We start from the raw sequence: 19,528 nt of genomic DNA, 5'->3' as shown, positions 1-19,528 counted from the left end.
TTCTCACGAAATAAATACCTACTTATGGGTATAGCTTAGTTGCCCTTTGGTTGTTGTTTTAAGCTATAGTTTACGGCAACGGTAGGCAACAGGGTAGCCATATCCAACGGAACCTGGTCAAAAGACATGATAGGCTTGCGGTTGGTATAGTAATCGTAAAACTCTTTTTGAATTTTATCCGGCGCAGTTGCGGGAGCCAAAAAGCTGATGGAAAAAGGCAATATAAAATCGTGCATTTTTTCGCCGTCAGGTATCACCCATTTTTTGTTTGATTTACGCAGCGCATCTATAATCGGCTGTACCAGTGAGGCATCGTCAGCATAATAAACAATAATTTTTTTGATGTTACCCTCGCCGTCGGCCGTAAATTTAAACACGGCTGTTCCTGATGCTTTTTTCTTGATGATATCAGCCGAAACCTGCAGGCTATCTTTAAAAAACTTAGTCATTACCGTTTTGCCACCCTGAAACGGGAAAGCCAGGTGCTGTTGTGCCATAGCGCCGAGGGTAAATAAGGCGGCACATATGGTAATTATTAATTTCTTCATTTTGATTGTTATTCTTCTATTGGCTGTCGCTTTGTACCCTGATATAGTTCATACTCCAGCAGGCGGCAATCCAGTTTTCCGTTATAAAATTCAATGCGGCGGCTGGCTTTCAGTCCGATTTTTTTTGCCAGGTCAGGGTTGCCCGTAAAAATGTAGCCTCGGTACCCTAAACACTTTTGCTTCATATAGTCGCCTATGCGCTTATACGTAGCTTCCAGCTTGGTATGTACACCCAGGCGCTCTCCGTACTCAGGGTTAAACATAACCACGCCCGGCTGCTCCGGTACTTCGGTGTCTGCAAAATCACAAACGTTAAAATCAATCAAATGTTCTACACCGGCAGTATTGGCATTGCGGCGGGCAATATCAACCGCGTCGGCAGATAGATCGGTAGCGATAATTCTAAAGTCAAGCTGTTTAATGGCCTTATCCTTCAGTTTACGGCGCTCGGTAAAAAATACCGTTTCGTCGTAACCCATAACGTGCATAAAGGCATAGTTCATCCTGAAAAAGCCGGGGCTTTTATTGGTAGCCAGCAAGGCTGCCTCAATGGCCAGCGTGCCTGAGCCACACATGGGGTTAATAAAGGTGCTTTTACCATCCCAGCCGGTAGCCATAATGGTTGATGCTGCGAGTGCCTCAAGCATAGGCGCTTTGCCCGGTATTTTACGGTAGCTGTGTTTGGCCAGTGTTTCGCCCGAGGTATCCAGGAAAATCTCAGCCCGGTCATCCTGCCAGTACAGGTGTACTACCGCTTTATTTACATCAGCACCTGAATTTGGCCTGATGCCTTTTACCTGCTTAATACGGTCAACAATGGCATCCTTTACTTTAACGTTGGCAAACAGCGGCGTGCGGATATGCTCGTTATTTACGTTGGAGGTGACAGAAAAGTATCCTGAAAAATCAATCAGTTTTTCCCATTCTATCTTAACCAGCTCATTGTACAATTCATCAGGGTTGGCCGCTGTAAACTCTTTGAGCGAGTATAACACCTGGCTGGCGCAGCGCAGGTTAAGGTTAAGCGGAATGCTGTCATTTACAGTGCCTTTAAGCTCTATTCCGGTTTGAAAAACGCGTACCGGGGTAAAGCCCAGTGCCTCAACTTCACGCTGCAAATAGGGCGATAGCCTTTTGTTGCAGGTAATAACTATCTTACTTTCGGTGTGGAAAACTTCCATAATATTTGGCGAAAATAAACAATTAAATACACCTCTATTTTAATTTGTTAGCATTAACTTTACATTTTTAAATTTGAAGCATGGATATCAAAGGCAAAGTACATGAAGTGTCGCCAACCCAACAGGTGACAGACTCACTTAAAAAACGCGAACTGATTGTTGAATATATAGAAAACCCGCAATACCCTGAATACTTAAAATTTGAGGCTATACAAGACCGTTGCAACCTGCTTGACAATGTTAAGGTAGGTGATGACGTTGAGGTTTTCTTTAACCTGCGCGGCCGCCCATGGACTGACAAAAGCGGTAAAAAAAGCTACTTTAACTCGCTGCAATTGTGGAGAATAAATGTATTAAGCGGTGCAGGCAACAGCGCTACGCCAGAGTATGCACCACCGGTTGACCTAAGCTCAGCACCTGACGAGGACGATCTGCCGTTTTAATGGTTGATGATAGATAATATTGAAAGGAGCGCTTTGGTGCTCCTTTTTTTATACCCCTCCTAAATAATATAAGAATACCCCTTCTAAATCTTCCCCAAGAGAAAGGACTTTAATATCGTCATTTCGAAAGAGGTACGAGAAGAAATCGGTAGCGTCTGTGATGAACGCAAATAAAATTTCTCCTTCGTCGAAATGACAAAAATTATTAAGCCTGCTGATTAGAAAAGTATAGAATGATCAGCACGATAATAGCCAAGATCATCAGCACAAACAGCGTGATCTTGATGGCGCTGTAGGGGCGTTTGCCTATCACCTCGCCGGTGCGCGCGTTTACGGTGAATTGGTAAACTTTATTGTTATAGCTATAGGCGCTTACCCAAACCGGCAGCATAATATATTTTATGCCAATGTTGTAGTAACTGGTGGCATGGCTATCAATACGCTGTTCATCTCCACCGATATCGTTACGTACATCGCTTAGTATTTTAGGCTCGATAAGTTGTTTTGCGGTTTCAAGCCCCACTTGCGGCGTGGTCTGAAAGTTCTCTGACCGGAAACCGCTCAGGTACCGCTCATCAAAATTGGCCAGCATGCGTAAATCCCACGGCTCAAGTTCAAGCAGCGTATCTTGAGGTAAAGATTTACTTGAAGGTACCAGCACATCTCTATAGTCGCGGCTCACGGTACCCGAAGCGTAACTCCACCGTGTTTTGCGTACTTGACGGGTCTGCGTTTGCTGCTGCCCGTTAACGGTGGTGGTATAAGTTTCGGTAACGTAATAATGATCGCCGCGCTGCCCTTGATATTGGGTTACGGTATCGGTATCATACGTCCAGAATGGCATGTAAACACCTTTAAGGGCGGATACATTGGCGTTGACTTTTTTAGCCAGATCAGACGGGGCAAACCACAATCCCTTAAGCCATTTATTAAAAAAGCCAACGGCCGCTTTGGTGTCAATTTTAAAGGGCAGGATGTAATGCGGTTTCACCATGCCCTGGTTGGTAGTAGATACCACGAGCGGTGATGCGCAAAACGGACACCTATCAGCTGTTACGCTTTGTTCCAGTATGGTTTCCGATCCGCAGCCGCTACACTTTACCGCGTGTAAAACCGGTGTTTGGTACAGCGCCTGTGTTTCGGTTATATACAATTCGTAATCGAGCGAAATTACAGGTTCTGATGAAACTTCAATCTCCTCTTCAGACCCGCAATGATCGCAGCGCAACTTGTTGCTGCCCGGCAAAAACCGGGTTGAAGCGCCACAGCTTTTGCATTTAAGCAGGCTGATAACTTCGGACGTTTGTGGTGATTCGGCAGGCATATTAGCGTAATAACGGAATTGTATTAAGCCAGTGGCGGCGGTGTGTTACCAAACAGATCAGCAAGTTCATCAACTGATTCGGCCGGTGCCCAGTCGGCCATGCCTTTTTTCCAAACCTTGGTATCTCCACCTAATTGCTTTTGCCCGATGATGGTTTTTAACTGTTCCAACGTAGCCGGACCTTCTGGTTTACCGTCAATAGCAACGTAATATTGTGTTTCAGCTTTTATCGGCGGCGGTCCATCATTAACCGGCGGCGCGGCATCCACATGGTTATCTTTAAAAATATTGCCAACCTGGCCCATCATGGCAGCACCTACGCCCAGGCCCATACCCGCGGCACCCAGGTTGCCGCCGATACTGTTCTCGGCAGATTTTTCGATGGCGTTGGCAGCCTGAAACTGTGCGTAAGCACCCAGGTTGCCGATGATGCCCATTTGCGTACGTTTATCAAGCGCACTCTCCACCTCTGGTGGCAGGGATACATTTTCAACCAGCAGGGCGGTCAGGATCAATCCCATCTCGGCCAGATCGGGCGCTATGTTGTTTTTAATGATCACGCCAACCTCATCATAGTTAGCGGCTAAATTAAGTACCGGTATTTTTGAAGCAGCAACGGTATCCATGCCGCGAGAAACGATGATGTTGCGTAGTTGTTCATTTATATTTTCTACGTTAAACACAGGGTTCGTTCCTGTTATCTGCCTGAAGAAAACAGCGGCATCAGCCACCCTGAAAGCATACGAGCCGAAAGCGCGCAGCCTTACCGGGCCAAACTCCGCATCGCGCAGCATAACCGGGTTTTTGGTGCCCCACTTCTGGTTAGTGAACATGCGCGTACTAACAAAATAAACATCAACCTTAAACGGACTTTGAAAGCCATACTTCCAGCCCTCAAGGGTGGTAAGTATGGGCATGTTTTGCGTGGTAAGCTCATACATGCCGGGCTGAAAAATGTCGGCTATTTTACCTTCATTTACAAATATGGCTACCTGCGATTCGCGCACCGTAAGTTTGGCGCCCATCTTAATAGCGTTATCATTGCGCGGAAATTTCCATACCAATGTATCATGGGTGTTGTCAACCCATTCAATAACATCTATAAGTTCGCTTAACAATCTGCTGAAAAGTCCCATAGGTGATTTTTTTATTTAAATGTAGTGATAAGATTTAAAAAGCAACTATTTGTTACAATATCAGGCACTTTGCAGTTTCAATAATTCAATAGCCCTGTTAGCATTTTCTTCTGCTTTCCTGATTTTGTAATCAAGCCATTTGTCCTTGAACAATCTGCGCATGGTGTTGTCAAACCGTCTGACCAAAAAAATATTGTTAAAACCACGCAGGCGCTCAACGGGTCGCTCGTTAAGCATGCGTAAACTAACTGAATAGCCCTCGGTAACGTATTTGATATAATGCCAGTAGCCCGACGGAATGTATAAAGTTTCGCCAGGTTGCAGGTTGCATTCCCAGCCTTGCAGATATTGCAGTGCGGGGTGTTTTTCTGAATCCGGCTCGTTGAGGTTGGCTATGCCGTGAAAGTTAAAAGGCAGCTTATATAACAAAGGCGATTGCTCCAGCGAGAAGAGCAACACCTTTTTAACACCCTTAAACTGCGTTAAAAATATGTGCGACATATCAATATCATAATGGTAGCGCACGCTTGAACCCTCGCCCCCAAAAAACATATAAGGCAGCCACGATACTATTTTTCCACCGGTTGGATCGTTATACACCAGATCCTTCTTTAACTCCGGATTGTGCTGCAACAGGTTGAATAAAAACAGGCGCAACTCCGCAGGCCCTTCGGCTATCATATTTAGGTACTCGCCAAACGTTGATTTCATTACCGGAGCGCTGGTAGCACGGTCGTTAAACTCATCTTCGCGGCCGTAAAGATTTACCTTGTAATCACCGGCAATCTGTTTAAAGTAATCGTAGTTCCACTTTTGCAGCGCGGGGCTATCCTTAACAAAGCTTTTTAGAATAACCGGTGTTTTGGTTTGTAAATGCAGTTTTTGAAAATCGGCCCTGTCAATGTCATCAACGCGGGCAATAGGCTTTAGCAACATGGTATCAAATTTACAAATACAGGCTTATTGGCAAAGTCCAAATTATAGTAAAATAACATAAGGTAACAATGCTGCAAGGCACTAAACTTTTTTAACGCGCGGCTGTATTTAAGCACTCAGGCTGAGTATTTAAATGGCTAAAAGTTATAAATCAATTTACAGTGCACTTGCGGCTAACCTGCTTATTGCGGTAACCAAATTTGTTGCCGGTGGCTTTAGCGGCAGCCCTTCCATGATATCAGAGGGGGTACACTCGCTGGTTGATACCATTAACCAGATACTTATCTTGTATGGCATCAGGCAAAGCCACAAACCTGCTGATGCCACGCATCCGTTTGGTTATGGTAAGGAGATCTACTTTTGGTCGTTCATTGTATCGATACTTATATTCAGCCTGGGTGGCGGTATCTCCGTTTACCAGGGCATCACCCATATTATACATGCCGATCCGCCGGGCGACCCGACCTGGAACTACGTGGTGCTGGTGCTGTCTATGATATTTGAGGGCAGTTCGCTATGGATTGCTATTAAAGAGTTTAATAAGGTACGTGGTAACGATACCTGGTGGAACGCAATCGTTAAAAGTAAAGATCCATCCAGTTTTTTGGTGCTGTTTGAGGATAGCGCAGCGGTTATTGGTTTGGCGATTGTATTGGTATTTATGCTGATAGGCCATGCTACCGGACTGGAATATATGGATGGCGTAGCATCGGTATTGGTTGGTTTGCTGTTAATATTCGTATCGGCCATATTGGCTCGCGAAAGCCGAAGCCTGTTGATGGGTGAGGGCATAGCTCCAGAAACCAAGGAAAAAATAAAGGCACTGGCCGAAAGCGATCCGGCGGTTACTAAGGTGTGCAATATCCTGTCAACCTATCAATCGCCGGAAGAGGTAGTGCTGATGCTGATGATAGCCTTTGAGCCTGACCTGGATACGGAAGATATTACCGATGCGATATCAAGGCTACGCAACCGTATAAAAGAAAATTACCGGTTGGTGCAATTTGTAATTATACAGCCAAATGCTATTGATTGATATTTTTATTAACCAGCCTGATCCATACATAAACCGGTATACCCGCGGCCATAAACAGGAAGCCATAAAACACGGTTAGTTCTCCCGCACCGATGATGCCCCACAGGCAATAGGCGAATGCCAGAATTGCAAGTACCACCGCCCCAGTCCACCCGGTTTTTATATTTTGCTTAGCCCTGATGATGACGTATGATGCCATGGTAAGCAGATAGGACACAAACACGGTGAATATGGATAACAACATTAAAAATTTAAACTGTTCCACCAGCCCTTTCGTGTAATTCATCGCCATAAAAACCGATACCATAACGCTATTGATCACCATGCCCACGTATGGTACGTCACGTTTGTTTTCGCGCGCAAATATGGCTGGGAAAAGATTGTCCTTAGCGATGGAGCGTGGTATTTGCCCCTGTATCAATATCCAGCCGTTTAGTGAGCCAAAGGCCGCTATGGCGATACCCGCGCTTACCCAATAGCGAGCTGAATTACCGAACATGATCTCCGCGGCATCAGCGTATGGCGTGGCTGATTGAGCCAGTTTTTGCACCGGAATAACGCCCATAATACTGATGCTTCCCAGCAGGTAAATCAAGGTTGCGATGCCTAAGCCTATAACGGTAGCTTTCGACACGGTTTTATCAGCATCCTCTACATCTGCCGCCGGAATGGCCGCGCTCTCGATACCCACAAAGGCGAACATGGCTAAGGTAACCGTAGCGTTTATAGCCGTGGGTATAGATGTGCCGCTGTTATTAAAGGGCAAAAAATTATCAAACCTGATAAAGAACAAGCCGCCAACCGCAACCACTAAAAGCGGCAGTATTTTAAGCGCCGTAGTAGCCAGTTGCAGCTTTCCGGATACGATGATTCCCCTTGTGTTTATCCACGTAAGCAGCCAGATAGCCGCCAAACCGGTAATTATAGATGCTGTGGCGCTGCTGCCCAATGCCGGTACAAAAGCGGTTAATGCACTGACTAATGATATAGTGATGGCGGCGTTAGCGCACGATACGGCTATCCAGTAACACCAGGCCACCAGGAAGCCCGCGAAATCACCAAAGCCACTGCGGGTATAGGCATATGGCCCGCCGGAAACCTGTGGCAGCAACTTGCTGAGGTTGCTGAATACCCTCGCCAAAAAATAGGCGCCGATTGCCGCGAAAACCCAACCCAGCAAGCTGATGCTGCCAAATGACGCCATTGCCGACGGCATCAGGAACACCCCCGCGCCTATCATATTGCCAATGACCAGCGAGGTGCTTGTCCATAAACCTAATTTATTTTTATTGGGTGGGAGTGAGGGCATAAAATGGGTGGTGGTATTTTAAAGCAAAGTAAGGAAATTTTACTTCACCCCAACACCTCTCCAAAGGAGTACCCCTCCTAAATCCTCCCCGAGGGGGAGGACTTTTAAAAATTAAAATTATTTGTCATCTCGAACAATAGTGAGAGATCTAACCGCGTTTATAGCCATGCGACAGATTCCTCCTCGTACCTCATTCGGAAAGACAATAGTTAAAAAGCAAACAAGTACTACATGTTCATAACCTATAATTCCGGCCTCTTAATTTTCGGGTGGCACTTACGATGCACTGCCTTTCATAGAAAATTAAAAAGCCGGCAGTTTTTCTTTGGTTACTTTCTTTTGTCTGCACAAAAGAAAGTAACAACCACTGACGCTTCAATTCAACAGATCCTTATCCTCACAAGCACTATTTGAAAATTAGCTGGTCTACCAAGAGCTCTCTCTTTTATTAATCATTGAAATCAATACCTTTACCTTACTATGATCATCGTTATACAGTGCCGCGACCAGGTGGGGTTAGTGGCTTCTATCTCGGCTTTGATGGCCAGGCATCACTATAATATCGTATCATTAGGTGAGCATGTCGATGTTGCCGAAAACCTGTTTTTTATGCGCCTTGAGGTCGACGGTAACGCTGCCGATACCCAAACGCTGGAGCAGGAACTTTGCGATATATTGCCACCGCAAGCACTGGTAAAGATCAACCCTAAACCGGATAAAAAGATAGTGGTGCTGGTTACCAAGGAATACCATTGCCTGGCTGATATACTGGTGCGTAATTACTTTGGCACCCTTGGGGCAAGTGTGCAGTGCGTTATCGGTAATCATGCTGTTTTGGCGGATGTTTGCCGCAGGTTTGATGTTCCTTTTCACCATATAAGTTATGAGGGGCAAACCAAGCAACAGGCAGAAGGGCAAATTACCTCGCTGGTGCAGCAAAGCAACCCGGATTATGTGGTGCTGGCTAAGTTTATGCGCATATTGTCGCCTGCGTTTAACAGCCTGTTCCCGATGCGGATCATTAATATACATCACTCCTTTTTACCCGCCTTTGTAGGTGCGAGTCCGTACAAGCAAGCGTTTGAGCGCGGGGTGAAACTAATAGGTGCAACAGCGCACTTTGTATCTAATGAGTTAGACGAGGGGCCGATCATCGCGCAGCAGATCATCCCGGTTAACCACGGCTATACTGCTGCCGACATGGTAACCGCCGGCAAAGAAGTTGAAACATCGGTATTAGCCAAAGCGTTGAAGTTGGTGTTTGACGACAGGGTATTTGTGTATAATAACAAAACGGTGGTGATAGAGTAAAAGCCATGAAAAGATTGATTTTTCTTTTTGTTTTATTATTCGTGCAGCAAGCTATGGCTCAGGTTAAGTCTGTTGCGCTTACCGCTGCCCAATTACCAAAGGAAATAAAGTTCGAGGGCAAGTTTGTCAAAGCAATTCGCTTTACAGATGCGGGAGGAGAACACCTGATTTTAACGACTGAAACCGGCGAAACACAAAGTAAAACAAACAGCGATGGTGATTACCGTGAAGCGGCGTTGCATGCTTATCAATTTAAGCAAATAAACGGTGCATGGGTAAATGGCTGGGTGGTGAATGATTTTGTTAAAGAGTGTCCTGTTGATATTGCTGCCGCGTTTATAAAAAACGCGTTACAGGTAACCGATCTGGATAACAACGGCAAAGCCGAGGTTTGGCTGATGTATAAACCACATGCCGCGGAGATGTTAGCCCGTCAGACCTGAAAGTGATTATGTACGAAGGCGGAAAGAAATATGCCATGCGCGGACAGAGCCTCATAAAAATGCCCGGCGTGGAAGCCGATGGCGGCAATTATACTTTTGACGGAGCGTTTAATGCCGGCCCCAAAGTTTTTAAGCAGTATGCCCAAAAACTCTGGAACAAGTATAAACTTGAAGACTTTAAATAATTACAGCCCCTGTACAAACTCACGCATAGCTGCTCCGGGATCTTCCTGTCGCATAAAGTTTTCGCCTATTAAAAAGCCGCTGAAACCCGCTTGCTTTAAATCCTTAATAACTTCTGTATTGCTGATAGCGCTTTCTGAAATTTTCAGGAAATCGTCCGGAATATGTTTGGCTAATTGGAATGAAGTGTCAACGGATACAGTAAAATCGGCCAGGTTGCGGTTATTCACACCAATGGCATCCAGCTTAGGGTTAGTGCTGCGCTCCAGCTCTTCCAGATTATGTACTTCAAGTAATACGCTTAGGCCAATGCTTTTGGCAAGGGTAGCCAAGGTGTCAATCTCAGCAGGGGTAAGTATGGCGGCTATTAACAGGATAACATCTGCGCCAATTGCCTTGGCCTCAATTACCTGGTACTCGTCTATCATAAAGTCCTTACGCAGTATGGGGATGTTGTTGAGTAAGCGGGCGCGCTTAACGTCAATTTTTTGTCCCATAAAAAACTGTTTGTCGGTTAATACCGATAGCGCTGAAGCACCTGCATCCGCATAGGCGGTGGTCACCTGTTTAACGGTAACCTTGTCGTTAATAATTCCTTTTGACGGTGATCTGCGTTTAAACTCCGCTATAATTCCGGTGCGATCAGGTGCCAGCAAAAATTCGCGGAACGAGTAGGGCTGACGCGCAAAAAACTCCGCTTCTTCTAACTTCGTGTACGACACACGGCTTTTAGCACGTGCTACTTCTTTACGTTTATTGGCAACTATTTTATCGAGTATGGTCATGTAAGGCCCCCTGCCCCCTAAAGGGGATGTATATATATGTATTTTTTATTTCGAATCAGTGTTTTCAGCCTCCGCAGCAGCACCCCCTTTAGGGGGCTGGGGGGCTAACCAGTTTTTCAGCATCTCTTTTCCGTATTCCGTCAGTATGGATTCCGGGTGAAACTGTACACCGCGTACATTATACTGCTTGTGGCGTAGTGCCATAACCGAATTGTCAGTCTCATCAACAGCGGTAACGGTAAGCGTGTCAGGCACTCCCTCGTTATTTACTACCCACGAGTGGTAGCGGCCTACGTTAAAGCTTTGCGGCAAACCAATAAACAAAGGCTCTTGCGCATCAGTAACCGTTATAGGCGTGGCTATACCGTGCATAGGTTGTTTTAAGTTAGATAGGGAGCCGCCAAATACCTCTGCAATGGCTTGCTGACCAAGGCATACCCCAAAAATACTTTTGGTAGGGGCGTAACGCTCTATCACCTGCAGCAATAAACCCGCTTCGGACGGTATGCCCGGCCCCGGCGACAGGATGATATGGTCGAACGCTTCCACATCTTCCAGCTTAAACTGGTCGTTACGCCATACCTCACACTGTAAACCTATCTCGTTTACTAAATGCACCAGGTTATAGGTAAACGAATCATAATTATCTATTATCAGGATGTTGCCCCCCGGCCCCCTAAAGGGGGAGCTTGTATGGGTTGCCGTATTTTCTGTACTCATAACTATATTCTTAAATACTTTTTTTATCACCTCCCCTTCAGGGGAGGCGGGGAGGGGCTATAATTCCTCCGCCAATTCAATCGCCTTACGCAAGGCTGCAATTTTATTATTTACCTCATTAAGTTCGCTCTCTGGTACCGAACCGGCTACAATACCCGCGCCTGCCTGGTAATGCAAGGTGTTGTTCTTGCTCAAAAACGAACGGATCATAATAGCATGGTTAAAATCGCCGTTAAATCCTAAATAACCGATAGCGCCGCTGTAAAAGCTACGTTTTATATTTTCGTTTTCATCAATAATTTCCATAGCGCGGTACTTTGGCGCACCGCTCAATGTTCCGGCCGGAAAGGTATCGCCAACGATTTTAAATGCCGATGCACCTGCGTGCAGCTTACCGCTTACATGCGATACCAGGTGGATCAGGTGCGAATAGTATTGTACCTCCTTAAAGGCTTTTACTTCCACTTCTTCGCAATGGCGGCTCAAATCATTACGGGCAAGGTCAACGAGCATTACGTGTTCCGCCGATTCCTTTGGGTCATTCTTTAAGCTTAACGCCAACTCGGCATCTTTAATATCATCGCCGCTGCGACGGAAGGTGCCCGCTATCGGGAAAATGCTGGCTACACGGTTCTTGATCGTGATCTGCGCCTCCGGCGATGAGCCGAATATGCGGAAATCGCCAAAGTCAAAGTAAAACAGGTAAGGTGACGGGTTAATAGAGCGCAGCGCACGGTAAACGTTAAACTCGTCGCCGGTAAACTCTTTAGAAAAAGCACGCGACGGCACGATCTGGAAAACATCACCACGATAAATATGCTGCTTCATCTTCTCCACAATGGCTATGAATTGCTCATTCGTCAGGTTTGACTGTTCCTCTGCTTTGCTTCTGAATTTATATTCCGGGAAGTTTTTGTTTTTGATGAGATACTCCATTTTTTCAATACCACCATTGGTAGCGCCACCTTCTACTTGGTTATGAAAAATGTACAACTCATTCTTAAAATGATCTATCGCGATAATATAGCGGTAAATGTTATACTGCATCTCCGGTATTTGCCGGGCATCATCTTCAACCTGCTTAAGCTTAATGGTTTCAAAATGCTCAACCGCTTCGTGTGTAAAATAGCCGAACAAACCGTTCGAGATCATTTTAAGCGGACTTGCCTCCGTTTCAAAAACGGATAGAAACTGGTTTATCTCGTCTATCAGTTCAAACTCACCCGCCTTATGGGTTTGTGTGCTATTGTCGGGATAAGTGATCTTAAGTTCTCCCTTGTTCAGTTTAAGTCCGCCAATAGGCTCGCAGCAAACATAACTCATACTGTTTTCTCGGCTATGATAGTCGGAGCTTTCCAATAGCAACGAATTAGGGTATACATCACGCAGGCGCAGGTAGATGCTTACCGGTGTGGTAGTATCGGCTAATAGTTTTTTATATGTGGTAACAATTTTAAAATTCTTCATGCGTTAAATGCTTATAAACAAAAAAACCCGTCGAATGAGTGAATTCGCCGGGTTCTATTAGGTTTACAATTGGTTAGTAGTTGATCAATACACTATCCGGCTGCCAAAATTAAATGGTGCCACCAGTTGTTTAAAAGTGTGATTTTGATCATAATGTGAGGCAAATTTAGAAAGAAATTTGATTTGACCAACTTTTTGTAAAATTTTTAGGACGTAATACCAAATAATCCTCTTTTGCTTTGAATTATAGCTACTACGATAATCAAAATCGCTAATCCAAAAAATATGGCTATTGTTCTGTGCTTACCTTGCGGCAAAGTAATCTTTTTTGATTTGCTGTTACCAATGGTGATCAGCACAATGGCGAAAAGCATCATAACTACGTGTTCCATTGTCCAGTAACGGGTTTCAGCGTTCTTCATGGTCTGGCTGGTGAACTGTACGAATGGGCTTAGGAAATATAGTACCAAGCCGATCAGAAATTGTACGTGTGCCGATATAAGCGCGAAGACGTTAAGCTTGCGGCTGCCTTCGGTGTAAGGCTTGTTACCAAACCAGCCTAAAAACGCGTTAATAACCGCTACCACTACCAGTAATAATACAATATACCTGAAGCCTGAGTGTAGATGTTTAATGATGCTGTAAAGTTCCATAAGGGAAATATTTTTTGTACGAAGATAGGCAACATTCAGCAAAAGGGATGATAACAAACCAATTTATCGTGCAGTGGTTATAATAACCTATGGCCAAGCCGTTACTTGAATTTACCGACCGCGGCATTTATTGCGAACAGGGACGATTTTACATTGACCCCTGGAAGCCTGTGGATGACGCAGTAATTACCCACGCCCATGCCGACCATGCCTACGTTGGGCACAAGCGCTACCTGGCACATCATCTGTCGAAAGAAGTGTTATATTACCGCCTCGGAGAGATCAGCCTGCAAACGGTGGAGTATGGCGAAACGGTAATGAAAAACGGGGTAGAAATATGCCTCTTCCCGGCAGGGCATGTTATTGGCTCGGCGCAGATCAGGATAAGTTACAAAGGTGAAGTTTGGGTAGTGTCCGGCGATTATAAAACGCAGGAAGATGGCGTCTCTACACCGTTTGAACCGGTGGCCTGCCAGCATTTTATATCAGAGTGTACATTCGGAATGCCCGTTTACCAGTGGAAGGAGCAGGCGCAAATATTTAATGATATTAACAGCTGGTGGTACAGCAACCAGCAGCAGGGTTTGTTAACGGTTATATCAGGCTACTCGCTGGGTAAGGCGCAGCGCATACTGCAAAACCTGGACCTGAGTATCGGCCCGGTTTTTACCCATGGCGTTATCGAGAACACCAACGAGGCGCTGCGGCGTAATGGAGTAGTGCTTAACCCTACCACCCGCATTACTGCAGATACCCCGAAGGATGAGGTAAGAAAGGGAATCATATTGGCGCCACCCTCGGCCATAGGTACGCCCTGGATTCGTAAGTTCGCACCGTTTAGCTTCGGATATTGTTCGGGCTGGATGGCTTTGCGCGGAGCTAAGCGCCGTCGTGCTGCCGATAGGGGTTTCGTACTTTCCGACCATGCCGACTGGGACGGGCTTATGAGCGCCATTGATGCTACCGGCTGCGAAAAGGTTTATCTAACGCACGGCTACACCGCATCGTTCACCCGGTATTTAAATGAGATAGGTTTTGACGCAAGAGAGGTGCATACGCTGTATGGGGAAGAGGAGGAAGAAGAAACCCATCCAAACCTCCCCAACAATACCCCCTCTAAATCTCCCCCCAAGGGGGAGACTTTAACTGAAAATGGTAAACCCTCCGACAGGCAAGTCTCCCCCCTCGGGGAGGATTTAGGAGGGGTAAAATGAAAGCCTTTGCCCAACTTTTTCTTTATCTTGATGAAACCAACAAAACCAATGAGAAGGTACGCCGGCTGAAAGAATACTTTAACAGTGTGCCTGATGATGATAAGATGCACATGCTGGCCCTATTTACCGACAGGCGGCCAAAGCGTCCCATCAATTCAACGCTGGTGCGTACCTGGGCGGTGGAGGTATCAAACATACCGGCGTGGCTGTTTGAGGAGAGCTACCATGTGGTGGGTGATCTGGCCGAAACCATGTCGTTGCTGATGCCCGAAAATACATCCGGCAGTAATAAAACGCTCACCCAATGGGTTGCCGAAATTAATGAGATAGGTACCCGTAACGAGGAGGAGCGCAAGCTTTGGCTTACCGAAGCCTGGGCCATGCTGGATAAGCAGGAGCGCTTTGTATTCAATAAAATATTAACCGGAAGTTTCCGAGTGGGCGTATCACAAAACCTGGTAATAAAAGCCTTGGCTGAAGTAACCGGTATTGAAGCGCCAACGTTAACACACCGCATAATGGGTAGCTGGATGCCCGAAACCTATAGTTACGAACAACTGATACAGGCGCAGGGAGCAGCTGATGATATATCACGCCCTTACCCTTTCTTTTTGGCATACCCTATACAGGAAACCTCCGAAAAGCGCAAAGCGGCGGCCGACCTGGAGGATGCCTTAGGCGAACCGCAGGAATGGCAGGCCGAATGGAAATGGGACGGCATCCGCGCGCAGATGATCAAGCGCAATGGCAAAATATTCATCTGGAGCCGTGGCGAGGATCTGTCGACCGAAAAATTCCCGGAGCTGCATCCTTTTCTGAACGATCTGCCTGATGGAACGGTACTCGACGGAGAAATTCTCAGTTTCAGCAACGGCTTGCCCATGCCCTTTAACGTATTGCAAACCCGTATCGGAAGGAAAAACCTGAGCAAAAAAATATTGCAGGAGAGTCCGGTAGCCGTTATTGCTTATGATTGCCTGGAATACGGCGGTGAGGATATTCGCACCAAAACACAAGCCGAGCGCCGCGTGCTGTTAGAGCAGTTACAAGCTGGTACTGAGTACCCGGAGATATTCAGGATATCAGAACTGATTAAGTTTGATACCTGGGAGGAGCTGGAAAAGGTAAGGGAACAATCGCGCGCTATGATAGCCGAGGGTATTATGCTCAAGCGTAAAAAAGCCACTTACCAGGTTGGCCGCCGCCGCGGCGACTGGTGGAAGTGGAAGATAGATCCGCTATCTATCGACGCGGTGATGATCTACGCGCAAAAAGGCCACGGCCGCCGTGCCGACTTGTATACTGACTACACCTTCGCCGTTTGGGACGGTGATAAGCTTGTACCCTTTGCCAAAGCCTACTCTGGCCTTACGGATCAGGAAATAAATAAGGTGGACTATTTTGTGAAGCGCAACACGCTCGAAAAGTTTGGGCCGGTGCGTACCGTAAAACCTGAACTGGTATTTGAGATCGGTTTTGAGGGTATCAATAAATCTACCCGGCATAAATCGGGCATTGCATTGCGCTTTCCGCGGATATTACGATGGCGGCATGATAAGAAAAAAGAGGAGGCCGACACGCTTGAAACGTTGAAGGCACTCCTCGACCCTATCTCCCCATCCCCCGACGAGGAAGCGTAAATGATTTTTATTTGAACTGTGCAACTACATCAGGCGCGTTGCCGGGTAGTTTCACTTTATAGCGATAACCGCCGTTGAAGGCATCTTCTTCCTTTAAAAACTCATGCGTTTTTTTAGTTATCCAAAAAGTTTGGGTGAATTTGTTACCGTTAAAATCACCCTCGTTCACCAGCTTCCAGCAGTCTATTTTTTCGTTGTCAAAAAGCGTCAGCATTTCACTACCGGTAACTTTGTAAACCGTATATGCCGGTTTTCCGATGCCGGCGTCGTAAAAATTGATAGCGAAGGTTTTGCCATAAGCCAATGACAGCATCTCGAAGGTTTCTATATCCAAGTTCCAGTTCAGGTTTGGTTGATCGAACGTTATTGAGAAATCTTTAGCCAGGTTATTAGCCACCGTATCGGCACCCGTTACTTTGGTTTCGCTCCAGTTGAAAGCTTTGGTTTTGTTGCCGATGGTTTCCCGGTGGGAAATCGGACTAAAATCTGTGGTCTTGTTTACCGATACGATGTGACGGTATTGATTAGTATCATTACCATACCAATGTTGTGTTGTTACAAATACCTCATTGCCGTTTGTAGTCTGTTTTCGCACATCTCTTAACCAAAGCGAAATATTCAAGCTCTTTTTTCGTGCGGGCATTTGAAAGTATACCATGTATTGTTTCAGGCCGGTTTTCAGCTGACTGGTTAGCAACTTTTTGTCGCCTGCTTTTATTGAGTCAACTTTTTGAGCGGATGCCCGATTGGTAATAATAATGCCCGCTGTAAGCATTAATGACAGGTAAAGATTGCGTATCATGATGTTTTCTCTTTTGATTTGATTAGCAGTAGTTTGTTACATCAAAACAAAAAATCGCACTCCTTTGGGGAATAAAAAGAATTATTTCCACACTTATGGGAATGAAACTCCCCGTTAAAAAGCATTAATTTTCAGCTAAAACGATTTGCTTTAATAAATCAGCAGTTAAAAATATTGGAACCATAGTTGTAAATGTTCGTATAACGAATACTAATTAATCAATATGAAAAAATTATTTACTTGCCTGTTAATACTGAGTGTAGCAGGCCTGGCGTCATGCAAAAAGGACAGATCGAACGAGCCGACGCCTGAAGTTCCTGTCGACAAGATTGCACCTGATGGCTTTAACTTTAAAACCAGCAAAGATGTTAATGTTGATGTAACGCTACGCGCCAACAACAACCAGCCATTATCGGGCGTTGTGGTTAGCGTTTATGACCCTGCCAACACTGACGCTAACGCCGCTATTTTTAAAGGAGTTACCGATGCAAACGGTAACCTTAAAGGTAAAGTTAATGTGCCATCTTATTTAACAAAATTGACTATTGATCCGGCTTACGTAGGTTTGATCCGCTACGCCACAGCTTCAATAAACGGTAGCTCAACCACTGTAGTTATAGGTGGTAAAGATGGTTTTTCGGGCGATATCGTTCCTGAAAATGTAGGAAACAGCATCCGTAACAACAGCTTGGGCAATAACGGTTTATTAAATACTGATTTTGTATATCCAGGCTCATATAGCGCTTCAAATGCTTTTGTAAGCCCTACCAACTTAGGTAAGCCGGTATTCCTGGAAAGCACTTCAGATGTTATCGATCCGTCATTATTGTCATACGTAAATGCGTCGTTGCCTGAAGGTACTCCGCTTACAACATCTCACCCTGAATATTTAACCTCCTCAGCTGTTCAAACCATCAACGTAACAGCAAAATCGGATGTGTGGGTAACTTTCGTGTCAGAAGGCGCAGGCTATCGCAATACGCTTGCTTACTATACATACTCAACAAACAACCCTCCAACAGCAGCCGGTGGCGGTACATTGTTAGGTGGTATTGATAAGGTTACTTATATATTCCCTAACGCATCAGCATTAGGTTCAGGTGGTGGCCTGGTAAGCGGTAACAAGGTTAAACTGGGTACTTTTGAGGCCGGTACATCAATAGGTTTTGTGTTGATACAAGATGCCTGGACCGGTACAGGTGTAAACGCTGGTAACACCAAGTTTTACACAATGGATAAGTTTAATCCTGAAACTACTACCGCTACCCGCAGGCACAGTGTCATGTTGTATGATGATGTACACAAGCTGTTCTTGTTAGGCTTTGAAGATATCAACAGGCAAAATAATTCAGATAACGACTTTAACGACCTGGTAGTTTACGCTACATCAAACCCGATAACCGCTATCTCAAAAACAGGTGTTGCTGAAATTGACAATGGCGGCGATACCGATGGCGACGGCGTACTTGATGAGCTTGACGCTTACCCTAACGATGCTACCCGTGCTTATAACAGCTACTATCCATCAGCAAGCACTTATGCACAGGTTGCTTTTGAAGACAACTGGCCAACTAAAGGCGACTACGATTTGAATGACCTTGTGGTTAACTACCGCTATTCATTTGTAAGCAATGCTAAAAACCAGGTTGTGAGCATGAAAGGTGAGTACGTTCCGGTTGCTGCGGGTGCATCTTTCAAAAATGGTTTCGGTGTACAATTACCGGTGAGCGCTTCGGCAGTATCATCAGTAACCGGCCATAAAATTACGGGCACTTACCTGCAAATGTCGTCAAACGGTACTGAGGCAGGCCAAAGCAAAGCAGTAATTATTCCGTTTGATAATCAGGATGCGGTAATCAAGAATGCAGATAACTCATTCTTCATCAACACCATGACATCTAAAGATAAAGTGGCCGGCACGCCGGTAACCGTAAACGTTAACTTTGCTTCGCCGGTTGATCAGGCAAACCTTACAGTATCGGCATTCAACCCGTTCCTGATCAGCAACCAGCGCCGCGGTTATGAAATACACTTGCCGGGCTATGCTCCAACAGATAAGGTCGATGCTAAGTTGTTCGGTACCAATGATGATGCTTCGGCACCGGGTAGTGGTAAATATTATTTATCTAACGAGAACTGGCCATGGGCTATCAGCTATAACACTGCTATCCTGTACCCAATTGAGGAAGCAAACATTACTAAAGCTTACCTCCACTTTGCCGAGTGGGCTGCATCAGGCGGTACAAGCTACGCGGATTGGTACAGCAACACAGCATCAGGCTACCGCAATACAAGCTTTATTTATACCAAGTAATTTTCTATAACTGACCCATAAGTTTCACCAAGAGTGATCCAGATCCTGGCCTCGTAACACGCGCCGGGATTTTTTGTTTTAAA

General features: G+C 45.6%; 17 protein-coding genes and 1 pseudogene. 7 read left to right on the top strand and 11 right to left on the bottom strand.

The genetic code is table 11. The features are described 5' to 3' along the window. Nucleotides 1-35 precede the first annotated feature (35 nt). Both LT679_RS11050 and LT679_RS11045 read right to left on the bottom strand, forming a co-directional pair. A complete protein-coding gene (locus LT679_RS11050) occupies nt 36-548 on the bottom strand; it encodes a hypothetical protein (RefSeq protein ID WP_232177651.1) in 513 nt (170 codons plus the stop codon). A gap of 8 nt (nt 549-556) precedes the next feature. Then, the gene (locus LT679_RS11045) at nt 557-1,729 is read right to left on the bottom strand and encodes a THUMP domain-containing class I SAM-dependent RNA methyltransferase (protein WP_232177650.1); all 1,173 of its coding nucleotides are present in this window, start codon (nt 1,727-1,729) and stop codon (nt 557-559) included. 80 nt (nt 1,730-1,809) lie between these two features. Here LT679_RS11045 and LT679_RS11040 point away from each other — a divergent pair, with 80 nt between their 5' ends. After that, entirely contained in the window at nt 1,810-2,172 is a 363-nt protein-coding gene (locus LT679_RS11040) for a DUF3127 domain-containing protein (RefSeq protein ID WP_232177649.1), read from the top strand. A gap of 205 nt (nt 2,173-2,377) precedes the next feature. Here the strand turns inward: LT679_RS11040 and LT679_RS11035 are convergent, their stop codons facing one another. From LT679_RS11035 to LT679_RS11025, 3 genes are read right to left on the bottom strand one after another with little or no spacing between them, the layout of a single operon-like run. Beyond that, complete coding sequence (locus LT679_RS11035; RefSeq protein ID WP_232177648.1) at nt 2,378-3,496, bottom strand: hypothetical protein; 1,119 nt, start codon at nt 3,494-3,496, stop codon at nt 2,378-2,380. A 23-nt stretch (nt 3,497-3,519) separates the two neighbouring features. Then, nucleotides 3,520-4,632 carry an SPFH domain-containing protein gene (locus tag LT679_RS11030; RefSeq protein WP_232177647.1) on the bottom strand — a complete coding sequence of 371 codons (1,113 nt, stop codon included), beginning with the start codon at nt 4,630-4,632 and terminating at the stop codon, nt 3,520-3,522. Nucleotides 4,633-4,692: 60 nt separating this feature from the next. Continuing rightward, on the bottom strand, nt 4,693-5,568 hold the full coding sequence (locus LT679_RS11025) for a cupin-like domain-containing protein (RefSeq protein ID WP_232177646.1): 876 nt from the start codon (nt 5,566-5,568) through the stop codon (nt 4,693-4,695). Nucleotides 5,569-5,701: 133 nt separating this feature from the next. Here LT679_RS11025 and LT679_RS11020 point away from each other — a divergent pair, with 133 nt between their 5' ends. Then, a complete protein-coding gene (locus LT679_RS11020) occupies nt 5,702-6,604 on the top strand; it encodes a cation diffusion facilitator family transporter (RefSeq protein ID WP_232177645.1) in 903 nt (300 codons plus the stop codon). On the opposite strand, the gene LT679_RS11015 is transcribed toward LT679_RS11020, so the two are convergent. Beyond that, complete coding sequence (locus LT679_RS11015; RefSeq protein ID WP_232177644.1) at nt 6,594-7,913, bottom strand: amino acid permease; 1,320 nt, start codon at nt 7,911-7,913, stop codon at nt 6,594-6,596. The genes LT679_RS11020 and LT679_RS11015 overlap by 11 nt on opposite strands. A 480-nt stretch (nt 7,914-8,393) precedes the next feature. On the opposite strand from LT679_RS11015, the gene purU reads away from it, so the two are divergent. Both purU and LT679_RS11005 read left to right on the top strand, forming a co-directional pair. Then, nucleotides 8,394-9,224, top strand: a complete 831-nt coding sequence (purU, locus tag LT679_RS11010; protein WP_232177643.1) for a formyltetrahydrofolate deformylase — start codon at nt 8,394-8,396, stop codon at nt 9,222-9,224. Nucleotides 9,225-9,229: 5 nt separating this feature from the next. After that, nucleotides 9,230-9,852 (top strand): annotated as a pseudogene (locus LT679_RS11005) (M949_RS01915 family surface polysaccharide biosynthesis protein). Here LT679_RS11005 and trpC read toward each other — a convergent pair. From trpC to LT679_RS10980, 4 genes are all read right to left on the bottom strand, one after another. Further along, nucleotides 9,853-10,635, bottom strand: a complete 783-nt coding sequence (gene trpC / locus LT679_RS10995) for an indole-3-glycerol phosphate synthase TrpC (protein WP_232177640.1) — start codon at nt 10,633-10,635, stop codon at nt 9,853-9,855. 45 nt (nt 10,636-10,680) lie between these two features. Further along, nucleotides 10,681-11,355 (bottom strand): anthranilate synthase component II, encoded by a 675-nt coding sequence (locus tag LT679_RS10990; protein ID WP_232177639.1) that lies wholly within the window; start codon nt 11,353-11,355, stop codon nt 10,681-10,683. A 57-nt stretch (nt 11,356-11,412) separates the two neighbouring features. After that, entirely contained in the window at nt 11,413-12,822 is a 1,410-nt protein-coding gene (locus LT679_RS10985) for an anthranilate synthase component I family protein (RefSeq protein WP_232177638.1), read from the bottom strand. A gap of 206 nt (nt 12,823-13,028) precedes the next feature. Further along, on the bottom strand, nt 13,029-13,475 hold the full coding sequence (locus tag LT679_RS10980) for a cytochrome B (protein ID WP_232177637.1): 447 nt from the start codon (nt 13,473-13,475) through the stop codon (nt 13,029-13,031). A gap of 89 nt (nt 13,476-13,564) precedes the next feature. Here LT679_RS10980 and LT679_RS10975 point away from each other — a divergent pair, with 89 nt between their 5' ends. Both LT679_RS10975 and LT679_RS10970 read left to right on the top strand, forming a co-directional pair. Next, nucleotides 13,565-14,689: a ligase-associated DNA damage response exonuclease gene (locus tag LT679_RS10975; RefSeq protein WP_232177636.1), complete on the top strand. Its 1,125-nt coding sequence runs from the start codon at nt 13,565-13,567 to the stop codon at nt 14,687-14,689. Beyond that, on the top strand, nt 14,686-16,329 hold the full coding sequence (locus LT679_RS10970; RefSeq protein ID WP_232177635.1) for an ATP-dependent DNA ligase: 1,644 nt from the start codon (nt 14,686-14,688) through the stop codon (nt 16,327-16,329). The genes LT679_RS10975 and LT679_RS10970 overlap by 4 nt, the downstream gene beginning before the upstream one ends. Before the next feature lie 7 nt (nt 16,330-16,336). Here the strand turns inward: LT679_RS10970 and LT679_RS10965 are convergent, their stop codons facing one another. Further along, nucleotides 16,337-17,131, bottom strand: coding sequence for a DUF3108 domain-containing protein (locus LT679_RS10965; protein WP_232177634.1), 795 nt, complete (start codon nt 17,129-17,131; stop codon nt 16,337-16,339). A 223-nt stretch (nt 17,132-17,354) separates the two neighbouring features. Here LT679_RS10965 and LT679_RS10960 point away from each other — a divergent pair, with 223 nt between their 5' ends. Next, nucleotides 17,355-19,445: an LruC domain-containing protein gene (locus tag LT679_RS10960; RefSeq protein WP_232177633.1), complete on the top strand. Its 2,091-nt coding sequence runs from the start codon at nt 17,355-17,357 to the stop codon at nt 19,443-19,445. The last annotated feature ends 83 nt before the right edge of the window (nt 19,446-19,528 follow it).

The organism is Mucilaginibacter roseus, assembly GCF_021215455.1.
GTDB classification, from domain to species: domain Bacteria; phylum Bacteroidota; class Bacteroidia; order Sphingobacteriales; family Sphingobacteriaceae; genus Mucilaginibacter; species Mucilaginibacter roseus.
This window is presented reverse-complemented; position numbering and strand designations above follow the sequence as displayed.

Coding starts and splice junctions, on each gene's coding strand:
- LT679_RS11040 (WP_232177649.1), top strand. CDS start 1,810: ATGGATATCAAAGGCAAAGTACATGAAGTGTCGCCAACCCAACAGGTG.
- LT679_RS11045 (WP_232177650.1), bottom strand. CDS start 1,729: ATGGAAGTTTTCCACACCGAAAGTAAGATAGTTATTACCTGCAACAAA.
- LT679_RS11035 (WP_232177648.1), bottom strand. CDS start 3,496: ATGCCTGCCGAATCACCACAAACGTCCGAAGTTATCAGCCTGCTTAAA.
- LT679_RS10960 (WP_232177633.1), top strand. CDS start 17,355: ATGAAAAAATTATTTACTTGCCTGTTAATACTGAGTGTAGCAGGCCTG.
- LT679_RS11050 (WP_232177651.1), bottom strand. CDS start 548: ATGAAGAAATTAATAATTACCATATGTGCCGCCTTATTTACCCTCGGC.
- LT679_RS10975 (WP_232177636.1), top strand. CDS start 13,565: ATGGCCAAGCCGTTACTTGAATTTACCGACCGCGGCATTTATTGCGAA.
- LT679_RS11025 (WP_232177646.1), bottom strand. CDS start 5,568: ATGTTGCTAAAGCCTATTGCCCGCGTTGATGACATTGACAGGGCCGAT.
- LT679_RS10980 (WP_232177637.1), bottom strand. CDS start 13,475: ATGGAACTTTACAGCATCATTAAACATCTACACTCAGGCTTCAGGTAT.
- trpC (WP_232177640.1), bottom strand. CDS start 10,635: ATGACCATACTCGATAAAATAGTTGCCAATAAACGTAAAGAAGTAGCA.
- LT679_RS11015 (WP_232177644.1), bottom strand. CDS start 7,913: ATGCCCTCACTCCCACCCAATAAAAATAAATTAGGTTTATGGACAAGC.
- LT679_RS10965 (WP_232177634.1), bottom strand. CDS start 17,131: ATGATACGCAATCTTTACCTGTCATTAATGCTTACAGCGGGCATTATT.
- LT679_RS10990 (WP_232177639.1), bottom strand. CDS start 11,355: ATGAGTACAGAAAATACGGCAACCCATACAAGCTCCCCCTTTAGGGGG.
- LT679_RS10985 (WP_232177638.1), bottom strand. CDS start 12,822: ATGAAGAATTTTAAAATTGTTACCACATATAAAAAACTATTAGCCGAT.
- LT679_RS11030 (WP_232177647.1), bottom strand. CDS start 4,632: ATGGGACTTTTCAGCAGATTGTTAAGCGAACTTATAGATGTTATTGAA.
- purU (WP_232177643.1), top strand. CDS start 8,394: ATGATCATCGTTATACAGTGCCGCGACCAGGTGGGGTTAGTGGCTTCT.
- LT679_RS10970 (WP_232177635.1), top strand. CDS start 14,686: ATGAAAGCCTTTGCCCAACTTTTTCTTTATCTTGATGAAACCAACAAA.
- LT679_RS11020 (WP_232177645.1), top strand. CDS start 5,702: ATGGCTAAAAGTTATAAATCAATTTACAGTGCACTTGCGGCTAACCTG.